The sequence below is a fragment of the Blastococcus sp. CT_GayMR20 genome (assembly GCF_004570345.1).
The window spans coordinates 1-15755 of sequence record NZ_SPQM01000017.1 but is presented as its reverse complement, the minus strand read 5'-3'; the positions used below and the strand labels follow the sequence as shown (position 1 = coordinate 15755).

Genomic DNA, 15755 nt, shown 5'->3' with positions numbered 1-15755 from the left:
ATCCGGGCGCCTTCTACGATCGACCGGTGAGCGTGACCCCCATCCGGCTGTTCGGCGACCCGGTGCTGCGCACCCCCGCGGCTCCGGTCGTCGACTTCGACGCCGAGCTGCGCCGGCTGGTCGGCGACCTCACCGAGACGATGTTCGCCGCGGGCGGCGCCGGCCTGGCGGCGCCGCAGATCGGCGTCGGCCTGCGTGTCTTCACCTGGTACGTCGACGGCGAGGTCGGCCACCTGATCAACCCCGACGTCGCGCCGGCGGGCGAGGAGACGGAGGAGGGGCCCGAGGGCTGCCTGTCCATCCCCGGCTACCGCTGGGACTGCCGCCGCCACCTGCACGTCGTGGCCAGCGGTTGGAACATGCACGGCGACCCGGTGCGGGTCGAAGGCTCCGAGATGCTCGCGCGGGCGATCCAGCACGAGACCGACCACCTGGACGGCGTCCTGTTCGTCGACCGGTTGGACGCCGACGCGCGCGCCGCCGCCCTGGCCGCGCTGGAGGAGGCCGAGTGGGCAGGGATGGCGGAGTACCTGCCGGTGCCCGCCCCGGTCGTGAAGGCGAGCCCGCACTGAGGCTCCTGTTCGCCGGCACGCCGGCACCCGCGGTCGTCGCGCTGGAGGCGCTGCTGGCCTCGCGCCACGAGGTGGTCGCCGTCCTCACCCGGCCCGACGCCCGCTCCGGTCGCGGCCGGTCGGCCAGCCGGTCGCCCGTGGCCGAGCGGGCGGACGCCGCCGGGCTCCCGGTGCTGCAGCCGCGGTCGCCCCGCGACCCGGAGTTCCTCGAGCAGCTGGCCGCCCTCGACGTGGACTGCGCGCCCGTCGTCGCCTACGGCGCGCTGGTGCCGCAGGCCGCGCTCGACCTGCCGCGGCACGGGTGGGTGAACCTGCACTTCTCGCTGCTGCCGGCCTGGCGGGGAGCCGCCCCGGTGCAGCACGCGATCATGGCCGGCGACGAGATCACCGGCGCATCCACGTTCCGCCTGGAGGCCGGGCTCGACACCGGGCCCGTCTTCGGCACGGTGACCGAGGTGATCAGCCCGCGGGACACCGCCGGTGACCTATTGGGCCGCCTCGCCGTGAGCGGTGCCGGGCTGCTGGTCGCCACGCTCGACGGGATCGCCGACGGCAGCCTGGTCGCCGAACCGCAGCCGGCCGAGGGGATCAGCCTGGCGCCGCGCATCGAGACCGCCGACGCCCGCGTCGACTGGCAGCTCCCGGGCCACGTCGTCGACCGGCGGATCCGCGGGGTGACCCCGGCTCCGGGTGCCTGGACGACGTGGCGCGGCGACCGGCTGCGTGTCGGCCCTGTCGAATCCCGCCCTGGTCCGTCGCCGCTGGCCCCCGGGGAGCTGGCGGTCGACTCCGGGTCCGTCCTCGTGGGCACCGGGAACGGGGTGGTGGCGCTCGGCGCGGTCCAGCCGGCGGGCAAGCGGATGCTCCCGGCCGCCGACTGGGCCCGCGGCGCCCGTCCGCAGCCGGGCGAGCGGGTCGGCACGTGAGCCCCCCGCCCCGCCGGCCGGGCAGGTCCGGCCCGGGACGGCGACGGCACCCGGCGACCCGGCGTCCGGTGCTCGACGGCGCCCGGCTGACCGCCTACGACGTCCTCGACGGTGTGTCCTCGCGCGCCGCGTACGCGAACCTGCTCCTCCCGCAGCTGCTGCGCGAGCGGCAGCTCGAGGAGCGCGACGCCGCGTTCGCGACCCAGCTCGCCTACGGGACGCTGCGCGCCCAGGGGACGCTCGACGCGATCCTGACCGGCCTCGTGTCCCGGCCGCTGGCTGAGCTGGACCCGCGGGTGCTGGACCTGCTCCGGCTGGGCGCCTACCAGCTCATCGACCTCCGGGTGCCCTCGCACGCGGCCGTGGACACCACCGTCGACCTCACCCGCGCCATCGTGGGAACGGGAGCGTCCGGGCTCGTCAACGCGGTGCTCCGCAAGGTCGCCACCGGCGGCGACCGCGCCCGGTGGCTGGCGTCCCTCGGCGGCGACGGCGAGGAACGGCTCGCGCTGGCGACCAACCACCCGCGGTGGATCGTCGACGCATGGCGGGACGCCCTCGGCGGAGACGGCGAGCTCGAGCCCGCGCTGCTCGCCGACGACGCCGCGCCCGAGGTGCACCTCGTCGCCCGTCGTGTCGACCGTGCGGCGCTGATCGAGGAGTCGGGCGGGGAGCCCGGCCCCTGGTCGCCGTTCGCCGTCCGGCTGCCGGGGGGTGACCCCGGCCGGCTGCCGTCGGTGCGCTCGGGCGCCGCCGCCGTGCAGGACGAGGGCAGCCAGCTCGCCGCCCTGCTCCTCGCCCGCGCGCCCCTGGAGGGGAGGGACGGCGCGTGGCTGGACATGTGCGCCGGTCCGGGCGGCAAGTCCGGGCTGTTGGCCGCCGTCCGGCCCGGTGGCGTGCGGCTGACGGCGGCGGACCGCGCACCGCACCGTGCCGAGCTGGTGCGGAAGGCCCTCGCCGGCGAGGACGACGTCGAGGTCCTCGCCGCCGACGGGACCGCCCCGCCGTGGGCACCGGGATCGTTCGACCGGGTGCTGCTCGACGCGCCGTGCACCGGTCTCGGGGCGCTGCGCCGTCGGCCCGAGGTGCGCTGGCGGCGGACGGCGGACGACGTCGCGCCCCTGGTGGCGCTGCAGACCGCCCTGCTGGACAGCGCGGTCGGGTCCGTGCGGGTGGGCGGTGTCGTGGCCTACGTGACCTGCTCGCCGCACACCGCGGAGACGGTGGCCGTGGTGGACGCCGCCGCGGCGCGGGACGACGTCGAGGTGCTGCCGGTGGCGCCCCTGTTCCCCGAGGTGCCCGACATCGCGCGCGGCGACTACGGCCAGCTGTGGCCGCACCGGCACGGCACGGACGCCATGTTCATGGCCCTCCTGCGCCGCACCCGCTGAGGCGGGTCAGAAGGGGCCGACCTGCCCGAGGGCGCCGGCCTGCCGGGTGTAGCGCTCGAAGGCGAGCAGCAGGTGGTCGACGACGGCGGTGCAGAGCCAGGCGACCGATCCCGTGGCGGCGACGACCTCCTCGCCGGGCCGCTCCGGGTGCCAGCCCTCCCGGTCGAGCAGTCCGCCGGCGGCCGCCACCGCGGTCACGCAGGCGTCGGCCTGCGACCAGCCGGGCTCCGGCGCCGAGGCCTGGCGGTCGACGTCCCGCCGGGTCTCGTCCTGCCGCAGGTCGGCGTACCGGCGGCCCAGCCCGAGGGGGCCGGCGCGCAGTTCCCAGCGGCCGGCCAGCGCAGCCCCGTCGGCGACGTCCCGCAGCTTGAGCCGCCGTTCGCCGAGCCAGCCGTCCAGGGAGCGCTCCGGCTCGACGGCGATCGCGGCGAGGAGGCGGTCAGCCGGGGGGAAGCCGGTGGGCGTGGGATCGACGACGATGCTGTCGTCGGTCGACTCCACCCGCTGGGCGAGCGCGAGATCGAGCAGCAGGCCGCCGCGCACGGCGTCCCCGCAGAGCATGCGCCCCGCGAGCCTGCCGCTCTCGTCCAGGCACAGCGCGGCGAGCCGCACCGCCACCCCGCCGGACAGATCCATGGCCGAACCGTAGGCCGGGACGCCCCGCGACGGCATCCTCTGGGGGCGTTACGGTGCCGCGCGTGGCCTGGCTTCCCGACGACTTCGAGCACCCGGTCCGTGTCGAGCTGCCGACGGGGCAGCACCTGCGGCCGATGGGTGCAGCGGACACCGAGATCGACTTCCCAGCGGTCATGGGCTCGCGCGAGCGACTGTGGTCGATCTACGGCCAGGCCTGGGGCTGGCCGCCGGCGCACATGACCCCCGAGCAGGACCGGAACGACCTCGCCCACCACGAACGGGAGATCGCGGCCCACGAGAGCTTCCTCTACGGCCTGTTCGAGGACGACGAGGCCGAGCTGCTGGGGTGCGTCTACATCGACCCGCCGGAGAAGACGGGCGCCGCCGGCGCCGAGGTCTCGTGGTGGGTCGTCGACCGCCTCGTCGGCAGCGACATCGAGCGGGTGCTGGACGAGCTCGTGCCCCGCTGGCTCGAGGGCTGGCCGACGGACCGGCCCCGGTACGTCGGCCGCGACCTCTCCTGGGCGGAGTGGAACGCGCTCCCGGGGCGCTGAACGAGCGAACGATGTGCGCGGACGGGCAGGAGGGCGGCCCGACCTGCCCACCAGCGCACACGCTCGCCGGAGGGGCTCCGCGGCCGGCACCTAGACTCGGCGGACGTGCCCCGGGAACCGATGATCGCGCCGAGCCTCCTGTCGGCGGACTTCGCGCGCCTGGCGGATGAGTCGCACCGGGTGGCCGACGCCGACTGGCTCCACTTCGACGTCATGGACGCGCACTTCGTGCCGAACCTGACGTTCGGCCTGCCGGTCATGAAGGCGGTGCAGGCGGTCAGCCCCGTCCCGCTCGACTGCCACCTGATGATCGAGAACCCGGAGCGCTGGGCGCCCGGCTACGCCGAGGCGGGCGCGCGCAACGTCACCGTGCACGCCGAGGCCTGCGACGACCCCCGTGCCGTCGCCCGCGACCTGCGCGCGGCGGGTGCCCTGGCGGGGCTCGCGCTCAAGCCGGGGACGCCGCTCGAGGACTACCTCGACGTGCTGCCGGACTTCGACACCCTGCTGGTCATGACCGTCGAGCCCGGCTTCGGCGGCCAGGAGTTCATCGCCGAGGTGCTGCCGAAGGTCCGGAGGGCGCGCGAGCTGGTGGACACCGGCCATCTCAGGCTGTTCGTCGAGGTCGACGGCGGCATCAACGCGGACACGATCGAGCGGGCCGCCGGGGCCGGTGCCGACGTCTTCGTGGCCGGCTCGGCCGTGTTCGGCGCCGACGACCCGGCGAAGGCGATCGCCGCGCTGCGGTCCCGCGCCGCTGCGGCGACGGCGGGATGAGCATCTCCGACGCCGAGCGCCGGGCCATGGCGCGCGCTCGCGACCTGGCGACCGCCGTCCTCGGCACGACCAGCCCCAACCCGCCCGTGGGCGCGGTCGTGCTCGATGCCGACGGCACACCGGTGGGGGAGGGCGCCACGGCTCCGCCGGGCGGCCCGCACGCCGAGGTGACGGCGCTCGCCCAGGCCGGCGACCGGGCCCGGGGCGGCACGGCCGTGGTCACTCTCGAGCCGTGCGCGCACACCGGCCGCACCGGGCCCTGCGCGGACGCGCTGCTCGCCGCGGGGGTCGCGCGCGTCGTCGTCGCCGTCCCCGAGCCGACGGAGCTCGCCGTCGGGGGAGCCGACCGGCTCCGGGCCGCCGGTGTCGACGTCGAGCTCGGGGTGGAGCAGGCCGAGGCGGAGGCCGGCGCGCTGGCGGGGTGGCTCACCGGGGTTCGCGAGCACCGGCCGTTCGTCGTGTGGAAGGTGGCCGCCACGCTCGACGGGCGGGTGGCCGCCGCCGACGGCAGCAGCCGCTGGATCACCGGCGAGGCGGCGCGGGCCGTCGTCCACCGGCTCCGGGCCACCTGTGACGCAGTCGTCGTCGGCTCCGGCACCGCGCTGACCGACGACCCGCAGCTCACCGTCCGGGACGCCGACGGCCGGCCGGCGGCACGGCAGCCGCTCCGCGTCGTGGTCGACCGCCAGGGCCGGCTGCCGGCGACCGCCCGGGTCCTGGACGACGCCGCTCCCACGCTCGTCAGCCGCGCGTCGGACCCGGCTGCACTGCTCGCCGAGCTCTTCGACCGCGACGTCCGGCGGGTGCTGCTCGAGGGCGGTCCGACCCTGGCTGCGGCCTTCCTCCGCGCGTGCCTCGTCGACGAGGCGGTGGTGCACCTGGCGCCGACGTTCCTGGGGGCCGGTCCCTCCCTGGTGGGGGACCTGGGAATCAGGACGATGGCCGGGGCGCTGTCGATGACGATCATCGACGTCATCCCTCTGGGCGGGGACGTGCAGCTCCGCCTGCGCCCCACCCGGCACACTGGGGGACGACAGCACGCTGAGGGAGGGAGTTGAGGTGTTCACCGGGATCGTCGAAGAGGTGGGCACCGTCGAGGTCCGGGAGGACCACGTCGACTCCGCGGTGCTGCGGATCCGGGCCGAGCGGGTCCTGGAGGGCGTGGCCCTCGGTGACTCCATCGCCGTCAACGGCGTCTGCCTGACCGTCACCGGCGTGCAGCCCGACGGCGCCGGAGGCGTCTGGAGCACCGACGTCATGGCCGAGACCCTGAGCCGCAGCAGCCTGGGCGGCGCCGTCGCCGGGCAGCCGGTGAACCTCGAGCGGGCGGTCACACCGCAGACGCGGTTGGGCGGCCACATGATGCAGGGCCACGTCGACGGCGTCGGGCACGTCGTCACCCGCAAGCCCGGTGACATGTGGGAGGTCGTGCGCATCGCGATCCCGTCCGACCTGGCGCGCTACGTGGTGGAGAAGGGCTCGATCGCCGTCGACGGCGTCTCGCTCACCGTCAGCGCGGTCAGCCCCCTTCCCGAGCCCGACGGCCACCCCGACGCCGACGCCTGGTTCGAGGTCAGCCTCATCCCGACCACCCTCCGCGAGACCACGCTCGGTGTGCGCGCCCCGGGGGAGCCCGTCAACCTGGAGGTCGACGTGATCGCCAAGTACGTGGAACGTCTGCTGGGAGGTCGGCGGTGACCGAGAGCCCGTTGGCCCGGCTGGACTCCATCGAGACCGCCATCGCCGCGATCAAGGACGGCCGGCCGGTCGTCGTGATCGACGACGAGGACCGCGAGAACGAGGGCGACCTCATCTTCGCCTCCGAGCTGGCCACGCCCGATCTCGTGGCCTTCATGGTCCGCTACACGTCGGGGTACATCTGCGTGGCGGTGACCGAGGCCGACGCCGAGCGCCTCGACCTGCCCCCGATGTTCCGGGTGAACCAGGACCGCCTCGGGACGGCGTACACCGTCACCGTCGACGCCCGCGAGGGCGTCACCACCGGCATCTCCGCCTTCGATCGCGCGACGACGATCCGCACGCTGGCGGCCGCCGAGACCACCTCGGCCGACCTCGCGCGGCCGGGTCACATCGTGCCGCTGCGGGCCAAGGACGGCGGCGTGCTGCGCCGGCCCGGCCACACCGAGGCCGCCGTGGACCTGGCCGTGCTCGCCGGGCTGCGCCCGTCCGGGACGCTGTGCGAGATCGTCAGCGAGAAGGACCCCACCGGCATGGCGCGCGGCGAGGAGCTGCGGGTCTTCGCCGACGAGCACGACCTCGTGATGATCTCCATCGCCGACCTGATCGCCTACCGCAAGCGCTTCGACAAGCTGGTCGAGCGCGAGGCGGAGGCCACCGTCCCGCTGGCCGCCGGGACGTTCACGGCCGTCGGCTACCGCAGCTCCTACGACAACCGGGAGCACGTCGCCTTCGTCTACGGCGACATCGGGGACGGCGAGGACGTGCTGGTGCGCGTCCACTCCGAATGCCTCACCGGCGACGTCTTCGGCTCGCTGCGCTGCGACTGCGGCCCCCAGTTGCAGGCCGCGCTCGCCGCCGTGGCGCAGGAGGGGCGCGGCGTCGTCCTCTACATCCGCGGTCACGAGGGCCGGGGGATCGGCCTGCTGCACAAGCTGCAGGCCTACCAGCTGCAGGATCTCGGCGTGGACACCGTGGACGCCAACCTCGACCTCGGCCTGCCCGCCGACGCCCGCGACTACGGCACCGGGGCGCAGATCCTCGTCGACCTCGGCATCCACACGATGCGGCTGCTGACCAACAACCCGGCCAAACGCGCCGGGCTGGAGGGCTACGGCCTGCGGGTGACCGGCCGGGTGCCCCTGCCCAGCCACGTCACCGAGCAGAACCTCGGCTACCTGCGCACCAAGCGCGACCGGATGGGCCACCTGCTCGACATCATCGAGCCGGAGACCGAGGCCGGACCGGCCGACGACGCGTCGCTGCCGGCGCACGCCGACCCCATCCCGCCCCACGTGCCGCTGCGCGTCGACGAGCAGCCGTCGTGAGTGGAACGGGCGCACCCGTCGTCGAGCCGGTCGACGCCGCGGGCCTGACGCTGGGCATCGTCGCGACCACCTGGCACCCCGATATCACCGACCAGCTGCTGGCCCGGGCGGTCGAGGCGGCGAAGGCCAGTGGCATCCCCGACGCCACCGTGGTGCGCGCCCCGGGGGCCGTCGAGCTGCCGGTCGTCGCACAGGCGCTGGCCGAGCGGCACGACGCCGTCGTCGCCCTCGGCGTGGTGATCCGCGGCGGCACCCCGCATTTCGAGTACGTCTGCGACGCGGTCACCGCCGGCCTCACGCGCGTCGCCCTCGACGCCGGCAGGCCGGTCGGCAACGGCGTCCTGACCTGCGACACCGAGGAGCAGGCCCGCGACCGGGCGGGACTGCCCGGCTCGGCCGAGGACAAGGGCTGGGAGGCGGCGATCGCCGCGCTGGCCACGGCCCTCACACTTCGCGACGTGCGATCCCCGCAGCGCAAGACCGGCTTCACCCCGGGCGGCTACGCGTGAAGACCTTCGACGAGCTGTTCGCCGAGCTGTCGGCGAAGGTGGCCGCCGCCGACCCCGCCTCGGGGACGGTCCAGGCCGTCCGCGACGGCGTGCACGCGGCCGGCAAGAAGGTGGTGGAGGAGGCCTCGGAGTCCTGGATGGCAGCCGAGCACGAGACCAACGAGCGGACGGCGGAGGAGATCAGCCAGCTCCTCTATCGGGTGCAGGTGCTCATGCTGACCCGGGGCCTGACCTTGGACGACGTCTACGCTCACCTCTGATCTCGACCGTCTGCTGAAGGGTTCTCCGCTCGTGCTGCGCATCGCCGTCCCCAACAAGGGCGTCCTGAGCGAACCCGCGGCGGAGATGCTGGCCGAGAGCGGCTACCGCCAGCGGCGCAGCACGAAGGACCTCGCCGTCTACGACCCGGACAACGACACCGAGTTCTTCTACCTGCGTCCCCGCGACATCGCCGTCTACGTCGCGGCCGGAACCCTCGACGTCGGGATCACCGGCCGGGACATGCTGCTGGAGACCGCCCCCGGCGCGGGCGAGGGCCACGCCGCGGTGGAGGTCATGCCGCTCGGCTTCGGCCGGTCGTCCTTCCGCTTCGCCAGCCCGCTGGGGTCCGGCATCGAGCGGGTCGACCAGCTGGCCGGCAAGCGGATCGCCACCGCCTACCCGGTGCTGCTGCAGAACTACCTCGGGGACTCCGGCATCAAGGCCGAGGTCGTCAAGCTCGACGGCGCCGTCGAGACCGCCTGCCGGCTGGGTGTCGCCGACGCGGTGTGCGACGTCGTGGAGACGGGGACCACGCTGCGCGCCGCCGGGCTGCACATCATCGGCGAGCCGGTGCTGACCAGCGAGGCGATCCTGGTGCGCCGGGCGGGCGCCGAGGAGATCCCCGCCGTCGCTCAGCTGCGGCGGCGGCTCCAGGGCGTGATGGTCGCCCGCCAGTACGTGCTGCTGGACTACGACTGCCCGAACGACCTGCTCGAGCAGGCCACGGCGGTGACGCCGGGTCTCGAGGGGCCGACCGTCAGCCCGTTGCAGACCCCCGGGTGGTCGGCGGTGCGGGCGATGGTGCGGCAGACCGACACCAACCGCGTGATGGACGAGCTGTGGGAGCTCGGCGCCCGGGCGATCCTGGTCACCAGCATCCACGCGTCCCGCATCTGAGTACCGTGCGCACGTCCCGCCGACCGTCGGCCACGATGCAGGGCCCCGCCGCGAGCGTGCGAGTGGTGGGGGGCATCGCGGTCCTTCTGCTGACCGCCGTGCTCGGCGCCTGCGCCGGCTCGTCCCCGGGGGCCGACGGTGCGGGCGGCGACGGGAGTGGCACCTCGGACCCCGCGGCGGGCGGCGGCACCTCGCAGGCGGAGAACGACCTGGTCGTCGAGTACGACGCAGGAGACGGCTCATCGCTGGAGAGCTGGTCGTTGACCTGCGCCGGAACGGTGAGCGGCAGTCATCCGGACGCCGAGGCGGCCTGTGCCCACCTCGCCGGCCTGGACGACCCGTTCGCGTCGCTCCCGGCCGACGTGGTGTGCACCGAGCAGTACGGCGGACCGCAGTCCGCGCACGTGGCCGGGCTGTGGGGCGGCGATCCGGTGGACGTCGAGCTGTCCCGCGTCGACGGGTGCCGCATCTCCCAGTGGGACGCGCTCGGCCCGCTCCTGCCGCCGGCCTGACCCGGACGCGACGGAGCCCCCGGCCGCCATCGGCGGACAGGGGCTCGGTCGCGTGAGTTCAGCGCGGGCGCGTGGTGCGGTCGACCAGGTCGATCGCGGTGCACAGGCCCAGGGCCATCGCCCGGCCGCTGGTGGCGCCGGTGGCGAGCAGCCCGGCCACCGCCGGGCCGAGGGGACGCTCGCCGACCAGGCCGTGCAGCACCGCCGCGTACTCGGCACTGACCCGGCCGCACGCCGCGTGCCGCAGCAGCGCCCGGGACAGCTCGGTGGTGCGACCGGCGGCCAGCGAGTAGACGCCGGCCGCGAAACGCTCCGCCGAGGGGTGACCCAGCAGGACGAGCCCGGCGATGGTGCCGGCCATGACGTCGTCACCGGCGGGGGTGAGACCGGGGCCGAGGCCGACGAGCCGGGTGGCGGTCCGCAGGGCGGCGTCGAGGTCGGCGCGGCGCACGGCACCCCGGAGGGCGGCGAGCGGACCACCGGGACCGGTGGGCAGCCCGGGGAGCGTGAAGGCGCTGTGCGGCATGCCCTCGCCGTACAGGGTGTTCCGCAGCTGGCGGACGCCCTCGGGCAGCAGCGCCGGCCGGAGGCTGGGCAGCTTCGGCCGCGGGTTCCACCAGGCTGCTGCGCTCACGGCCAGGTCGCCGACGACGATCCGGCCGCCCCCGACCTCGGCCGGCGCCCCGGCGGGCAGGGCGACCAGGGGCCGCCCGTTGCTGGGCCGGAAGAGCACGCACCCCAGGGGCAGCCGTGCGGCATCGCTGGTGAGCACGCCGACGACGTCGCCGCCGCGTTCGTTGGGGACGTGGAGGTAGACGGCCGCGGGCACGCTCATGAGCACGCGCGCCGGGCGCACGGGGCCGCGGAGGAGTTCCGCCACACCGGTGCTCGCCGACGCCGGCACGGCCGTGGCCGCCCGTGCCGGTCGTGCGGTCCGGGCCGTCGCCTGGGCGGACGCGCGGGGGAGGGGGATCGTCGGGAGGCCTGCCCGTGCGGCTCGACCGCGCGCCTGGAGCGCGTCGGTGGCCGTCCGGGGGCTGGGGACGGGGGTCTGGTCGATGGTGCGCATGGCGGCCTTTCGCCGGAGGTCCGACGGGGGGCGCCGCACCCCCCGTTCGAGCCCGCTCCAGTCCGTCTGCCGAGGAGGGCGGTGGTCGTCTGGATCCGACGACGGCCTACCATCCGAGCGGGCGGGTTGGACCGGGTCTCGAACCTATGCGGCGCGTCGCACGCCGTCTTATGGCGGAAGTCGCCAAGAATGGGTCGGCGCGTCCGGGGACTCCTGACAGGATCCCGTGTTGTGGCAACCTGGACGACGACTTAGAGGGGGATACGTCGTGACCCAGGGTGATGCCTCGCTGGTGGCCCCAACTCACCGTAACGGATCTCTTCCGTTCCGTCGGAACTGGGCTGTCGCCGAGTCGCCCGCCGAACTGCCCCGGGACGACCGGACCAGCTGGCAGGAACGCATGGGCCTGACGGTCGAGGAGGCGCTCCAGCTGCCCGGGCTCACCGGCACCTCGGTGGCGGCCGGCAGCGCGGGTCTCGGCCGCGTCGTCCGCCACATGGTGGTCGACGACCCCGCGGACCCGCTCGCGGCCGCCGGCCCCGACGTCCTCGTCGTCCTCGGGGCCCGGCTGCCGCCGGCCGATCCGGCCAACTGCCGGGCCCTGGTCGAGCGGCTGGACTCGATGGGCACGGCCGCGCTGGCCTACCGCCGGTCGGAGGGGCCGGCGCCCGTGCCGGGCGAGGTGCTCGCCGAGGCCGACCGGCGCGGTCTCCCGGTCCTCGCGCTCCCGGCCGGCGTCCGGCTGGACGAGATCGTCTCCGCCGTCCTCGGCGCCGTCGTGAGCAAGCAGAGCCAGGCCCTGGCCCTGACCTCCCGCATGGACGACGAGTTCATGGAGGTGGCGCTCACCGGTGGCGGCCTCGCGCAGGTCGCCCAGCGGCTGGCGGTGATGCTCGAGGGCACCGCCGTCCTCGGGCTCGGGCCCGACCGCGAGGTCGTCACCAGCGCCGGCCCGGCCGACGACGTCGCCGAGATCAGCGACTGGCTGTGGCTGCTGGACGCGGCGGCCGACGACGCCCTGGCCGAGCTGACGCCGTCCCGCCGGCTCTCCGGTGTCCGGGCCGACCAGACGGTGGTGACGCCGGCCGACGTCCTGGCCGACGCCGACCTCTCGCCGGCCGACGGCATCCTGCTCGTCCCCGGGCACCACGAGCTGCCCGGCGGGGTGGGGGAGTACGCGGTCGCGCCGATCATGGCCGGCGACCAGCGGCACGGCTGGCTGGTCGCCGTGCACCGGACCGGGGTCATGATGCTGGGCGCCGGCGGTGTGCTGGAGCGGGCCGCGGTCATCGCCGCCCTCTCGGTCATCCGGCTGCAGGCGGTGCACTCCGTCGAGCTGCGCTTCCAGGGAGACCTGGTGCGGCGGCTGGTCGGCGGCTCGGTCGGCCACACCGAGCGGACGCTGGCCTACACGCGGTCCTTCGGCTGGCGGCTCGACGGCCCGGTCGCCGTCCTCGTCACGGCCACCGAGACCGTGGCCGACGCGCAGGCCGACCCCACCAAGGCCCTCGACGTCCTGGACCGGCTGGCCGACGGCTGGCGGGCGGCGCTCGAGCCGGAGGTCGCCGGGGCGGCTGTCGCGGGCCTGGCCACCGAGATCGTCACGCTCCTCCCGCTCGACGGCCGCACAATGGAGGAGCTGTCCGGGCTCGTGGCGGCGGTGACCGGCCGGGTGAACGGGCGCCTGCGGCGGGTCGGACGGCTGCTGGGCACCGGCATCGGCCGGCCGGCGGACTCGCTGTCGGCGCTGCAGGAGGCGCACCGGCAGGCGCAGCGCGCCCTCGGGGTCGGGCAGGAGATCCACGGCGCCGCGTCGGTCACCCACTTCGACCAGCTGGGGGTCTTCCGGCTGCTGTCCCTCATCCCGGACAGCACCGAGCTGCGCACCTACGTCGACGAGGTGCTCGGCCCGCTCGCCGACGCCGCCGACCCCGACTCCGCGGACCTCCGCGACACGCTCCGGGTGCTCCTGGAGACCAACCTCAACGTCGCCGAGTCCGCGCGCCGCCTGCACTTCCACTACAACACCATGCGGTACCGGATCGGCAAGCTCGAGCGGCTGCTCGGCCCGTTCACGACCGACCCGACACTGCGGCTGAACCTGCTGCTGGCGCTGCACGCCGCCCGCATGCGGGGGCTCGACCAGCCGCACCGGCCGCCGGTCGAGGCCGGGCTGGCCCTCCCTCAGGACGACGGGCTGGACGCGCTCCTCTGAGCGCCGTCCGAACCGGGAGGACCCGCAGGCCGTGCTAGGTGGCGTGGACGCGCTCGTCACGCGCATGGAGGGCCTGCTGGAGCACATGGAGTCCTGCCGCGACCCGGCGCGGTTCTTCCTCGGCACGTACCTGCGGACGACCCGCGCGGTGCGCACGGCCCTGCTGGACGGGCTCTTCGAGGACCGCGAGTGGGTCGGCGACTGGATCGTCGACTTCGCCGGCCGCTACCTCGGGGCCCTCGAGGCCTACGGCGTCGAGCCCACCTCGGCTCCGCGGCCGTGGCAGCGGGCGTTCGGGGCCGACCCGGGGATGCGTCCGGAGGGGCACGTGCTGCTGGGCATGAACGCCCACATCAACTTCGACCTGCCGCTCTCGCTGATCGCGATGATCCCGCCCGCGGACTTCACCGATCCCGGCCGGCTGGCGCTCCGGCACCGCGACCACGAGCGGATCGACGGCATCCTCGCGTCCCGGATCGCCGCGGAGGACATCGCCCTGGCCCTGGCCGGGGGTCGCCGGACGCCGCTCGACCGCGCGCTCACGCCGCTCAACCACCGGGCGAGCCGGCTCTTCCTGCGCGAGTCGCGGCGCAAGGTGTGGGCCAACACCGAGGCGCTGCACCGGGCCCGGCTGCGGGGTGCGGGCGACTTCGCCGTGGGCCGTGCGGACCTCGAGGCGGCCAGCGCCGACCGGGTCGCCGACCTGCTCCGCCCGGGGCCGGTGCTGCTCCGCCTCGCCGTGCACGGCTTCGGGGTCACGCTCCCGGCGACCTGATCGGCCCGCTCCCGTGCCGCGCTGCGGTCAGTGGCTCTCGGACCGGGCCTTCTTGCGCCGGTGGACCGTGAGGTCCATGACGACGACGATCAACGCGCCGACGACGAGCCCGAGGAGCGCGCTGCCGAGAGTGTTGACCAGCCAGCCCACGACCCCGCCGAGGGCTCCGGTGGCGTCGTGCGCCGCCTCCTTGAGGTGGTGCACGGTCTCGTACAGGAAGTGCAGGCCCAGTTCGTCGGTGCCGACCAGCAGGATGTGACCACCGACCCACAGCATCGCGACGGTGCCGATCACGGTGAGGGCACTGAGCAACCGCGGCATGGCCTTCACCAGCCCGTGGCCGAACCGGGCGACGCCCTTGCCCGAGCGCTGGGACAGGGACAGCCCGACGTCGTCCATCTTCACGATGAGGCCGACGACGCCGTACACCAGCACCGTGATGCCGACCGCGACGACCGCCAGGATCACGGCCCGGGACACGAACGCCTCGGAGGCGACCTCGTTGAGCGAGATGACCATGATCTCGGCGGACAGGATGAAGTCGGTGCGGACCGCCCCGGACACGATGGTCTTCTCGTCCGGCACGGCCTCGACCGCGGCGTGGGCGTCGTCGTGCCCGGTCATCCGGTGCCAGATCTTCTCCGCGCCCTCGTAGCAGAGGTAGGCGCCGCCGATCATGAGGATCGGGGTCAGGAGGAAGGGCAGGAACTGACTCAGCAGCAGGATCGCGGGCAGGATGATGAGCAGCTTGTTCCGCAGTGATCCCATCGCGATCTTGCGGATGATCGGCAGCTCGCGCTCCGCGGCCAGGCCGTGCACGTACTGCGGCGTGACGGCCGTGTCGTCGACGACGACGCCGGCCGCCTTCACGCTGGCTCGGCCGGCTGCGGCCCCGATGTCGTCGACCGACGCTGCGGCGGCGCGTGCCAGCACCGCCACGTCGTCGAACAGGGCTACGAGTCCACCCGCCACGGGAAGTCCTTCCGATCGGTCAGCACGACGTTCCTCGGCGGCGGTACCCGCTCGGGCCGCGTGGATGCGCGGAGCCGCCCGTCTGGTACGAGAGTCTGCTTGAGTCCGGTCGTGAGCAGCGCACTGACTCCCGGAGGACAGCTCCTCGTCACCGACGCCCGCCTGCGCAGCGGCGCCGTCGTCGACGTGCACTGCGACGGCGGCGTCGTCACGGCGCTGGCGTCGTCCGGGCAGCTGACGCGGGCGCCCGGCGCCCAGGTCGTGCCTGCCGACGGCGGACTGGTCACCGAGCCCTTCGTCGACGCGCACCTGCACCTCGACAAGGTCCACACCCTCCCGCTGATCGGCGACGCCGCGCTGGAGGCCTACACGGCCGACGGCATGGCGGACTCCGCCCGGGGCATCGACCTGGCCCGGGCGGTCAAGCAGCACTACCGCGTCGAGACGCTCCTGCCCGCGATCCGCTCCGTGCTCGCCGACGGGCAGCGCTTCGGCGTCCTGCACGTCCAGGCCTTCGCCGACGTCGACACGGCGGCCGGCCTGGTGGGGGTGCAGGCCGTGATGGCGGCGCGGGAGGAGTTCCGCGGGCGGGTCGACGTCTCGGTGGTCGCCTTCCCCCAGGACGGCGTCCTGCGGGACCCGGGCACGGCGGACCTGGTCGAG

At 74.9% G+C, this 15755-nt stretch carries 17 protein-coding genes and 1 pseudogene; 15 read left to right on the top strand and 3 right to left on the bottom strand.

Annotated elements, in window-relative coordinates; translation table 11 throughout:
• The first annotated feature begins 26 nt into the window (after nt 1–26).
• From def to E4P40_RS06715, 3 genes are read left to right on the top strand one after another with little or no spacing between them, the layout of a single operon-like run.
• A complete protein-coding gene (def, locus tag E4P40_RS06725) occupies nt 27–572 on the top strand; it encodes a peptide deformylase (protein WP_135158089.1) in 546 nt (181 codons plus the stop codon).
• Entirely contained in the window at nt 509–1498 is a 990-nt protein-coding gene (fmt, locus tag E4P40_RS06720; protein ID WP_245160175.1) for a methionyl-tRNA formyltransferase, read from the top strand. The genes def and fmt overlap by 64 nt, the downstream gene beginning before the upstream one ends.
• Complete coding sequence (locus E4P40_RS06715) at nt 1495–2889, top strand: transcription antitermination factor NusB (protein WP_135158088.1); 1395 nt, start codon at nt 1495–1497, stop codon at nt 2887–2889. Before fmt ends, E4P40_RS06715 begins: the two co-directional genes overlap by 4 nt.
• Before the next feature lie 6 nt (nt 2890–2895).
• On the opposite strand, the gene E4P40_RS06710 is transcribed toward E4P40_RS06715, so the two are convergent.
• Complete coding sequence (locus E4P40_RS06710) at nt 2896–3525, bottom strand: GPP34 family phosphoprotein (RefSeq protein ID WP_167762133.1); 630 nt, start codon at nt 3523–3525, stop codon at nt 2896–2898.
• Between the two features lie 62 nt (nt 3526–3587).
• On the opposite strand from E4P40_RS06710, the gene E4P40_RS06705 reads away from it, so the two are divergent.
• The 9 genes from E4P40_RS06705 (at nt 3588) to E4P40_RS06665 (ending at nt 10061) form a co-directional block, all read left to right on the top strand.
• Nucleotides 3588–4079 (top strand): N-acetyltransferase, encoded by a 492-nt coding sequence (locus E4P40_RS06705; RefSeq protein ID WP_135158086.1) that lies wholly within the window; start codon nt 3588–3590, stop codon nt 4077–4079.
• A gap of 105 nt (nt 4080–4184) precedes the next feature.
• Nucleotides 4185–4856, top strand: a complete 672-nt coding sequence (gene rpe / locus E4P40_RS06700; protein WP_135158085.1) for a ribulose-phosphate 3-epimerase — start codon at nt 4185–4187, stop codon at nt 4854–4856.
• Nucleotides 4853–5914 carry a bifunctional diaminohydroxyphosphoribosylaminopyrimidine deaminase/5-amino-6-(5-phosphoribosylamino)uracil reductase RibD gene (gene ribD / locus E4P40_RS06695; RefSeq protein ID WP_135158084.1) on the top strand — a complete coding sequence of 354 codons (1062 nt, stop codon included), beginning with the start codon at nt 4853–4855 and terminating at the stop codon, nt 5912–5914. The genes rpe and ribD overlap by 4 nt, the downstream gene beginning before the upstream one ends.
• A gap of 1 nt (nt 5915) precedes the next feature.
• Nucleotides 5916–6554 carry a riboflavin synthase gene (locus tag E4P40_RS06690; protein WP_135158083.1) on the top strand — a complete coding sequence of 213 codons (639 nt, stop codon included), beginning with the start codon at nt 5916–5918 and terminating at the stop codon, nt 6552–6554.
• Nucleotides 6551–7882 (top strand): bifunctional 3,4-dihydroxy-2-butanone-4-phosphate synthase/GTP cyclohydrolase II, encoded by a 1332-nt coding sequence (locus E4P40_RS06685; RefSeq protein ID WP_245160174.1) that lies wholly within the window; start codon nt 6551–6553, stop codon nt 7880–7882. Before E4P40_RS06690 ends, E4P40_RS06685 begins: the two co-directional genes overlap by 4 nt.
• Nucleotides 7879–8391 carry a 6,7-dimethyl-8-ribityllumazine synthase gene (gene ribH / locus E4P40_RS06680; RefSeq protein WP_135158082.1) on the top strand — a complete coding sequence of 171 codons (513 nt, stop codon included), beginning with the start codon at nt 7879–7881 and terminating at the stop codon, nt 8389–8391. Before E4P40_RS06685 ends, ribH begins: the two co-directional genes overlap by 4 nt.
• Nucleotides 8346–8651, top strand: a complete 306-nt coding sequence (locus E4P40_RS06675; protein WP_209305214.1) for a phosphoribosyl-ATP diphosphatase — start codon at nt 8346–8348, stop codon at nt 8649–8651. The genes ribH and E4P40_RS06675 overlap by 46 nt, the downstream gene beginning before the upstream one ends.
• Nucleotides 8652–8682: 31 nt before the next feature.
• Nucleotides 8683–9549, top strand: coding sequence for an ATP phosphoribosyltransferase (hisG, locus tag E4P40_RS06670; RefSeq protein WP_135158080.1), 867 nt, complete (start codon nt 8683–8685; stop codon nt 9547–9549).
• Nucleotides 9550–9584: 35 nt separating this feature from the next.
• Complete coding sequence (locus E4P40_RS06665; protein ID WP_135158079.1) at nt 9585–10061, top strand: SSI family serine proteinase inhibitor; 477 nt, start codon at nt 9585–9587, stop codon at nt 10059–10061.
• Between the two features lie 58 nt (nt 10062–10119).
• Here E4P40_RS06665 and E4P40_RS06660 read toward each other — a convergent pair whose 3' ends face one another.
• Nucleotides 10120–11130: a DUF2877 domain-containing protein gene (locus E4P40_RS06660; protein ID WP_135158078.1), complete on the bottom strand. Its 1011-nt coding sequence runs from the start codon at nt 11128–11130 to the stop codon at nt 10120–10122.
• 400 nt (nt 11131–11530) lie between these two features.
• Here E4P40_RS06660 and E4P40_RS06655 point away from each other — a divergent pair, with 400 nt between their 5' ends.
• Nucleotides 11531–13345, top strand: coding sequence for a PucR family transcriptional regulator ligand-binding domain-containing protein (locus E4P40_RS06655; RefSeq protein WP_135158077.1), 1815 nt, complete (start codon nt 11531–11533; stop codon nt 13343–13345).
• Nucleotides 13346–13388: 43 nt separating this feature from the next.
• On the top strand, nt 13389–14120 hold the full coding sequence (locus E4P40_RS06650; RefSeq protein WP_245160173.1) for a DUF5995 family protein: 732 nt from the start codon (nt 13389–13391) through the stop codon (nt 14118–14120).
• A 27-nt stretch (nt 14121–14147) separates the two neighbouring features.
• Here E4P40_RS06650 and E4P40_RS06645 read toward each other — a convergent pair whose 3' ends face one another.
• Complete coding sequence (locus E4P40_RS06645; RefSeq protein ID WP_135158075.1) at nt 14148–15092, bottom strand: DUF808 domain-containing protein; 945 nt, start codon at nt 15090–15092, stop codon at nt 14148–14150.
• 111 nt (nt 15093–15203) lie between these two features.
• On the opposite strand from E4P40_RS06645, the pseudogene E4P40_RS06640 reads away from it, so the two are divergent.
• Nucleotides 15204–15755: pseudogene (locus tag E4P40_RS06640) on the top strand (cytosine deaminase); the annotation flags it as partial.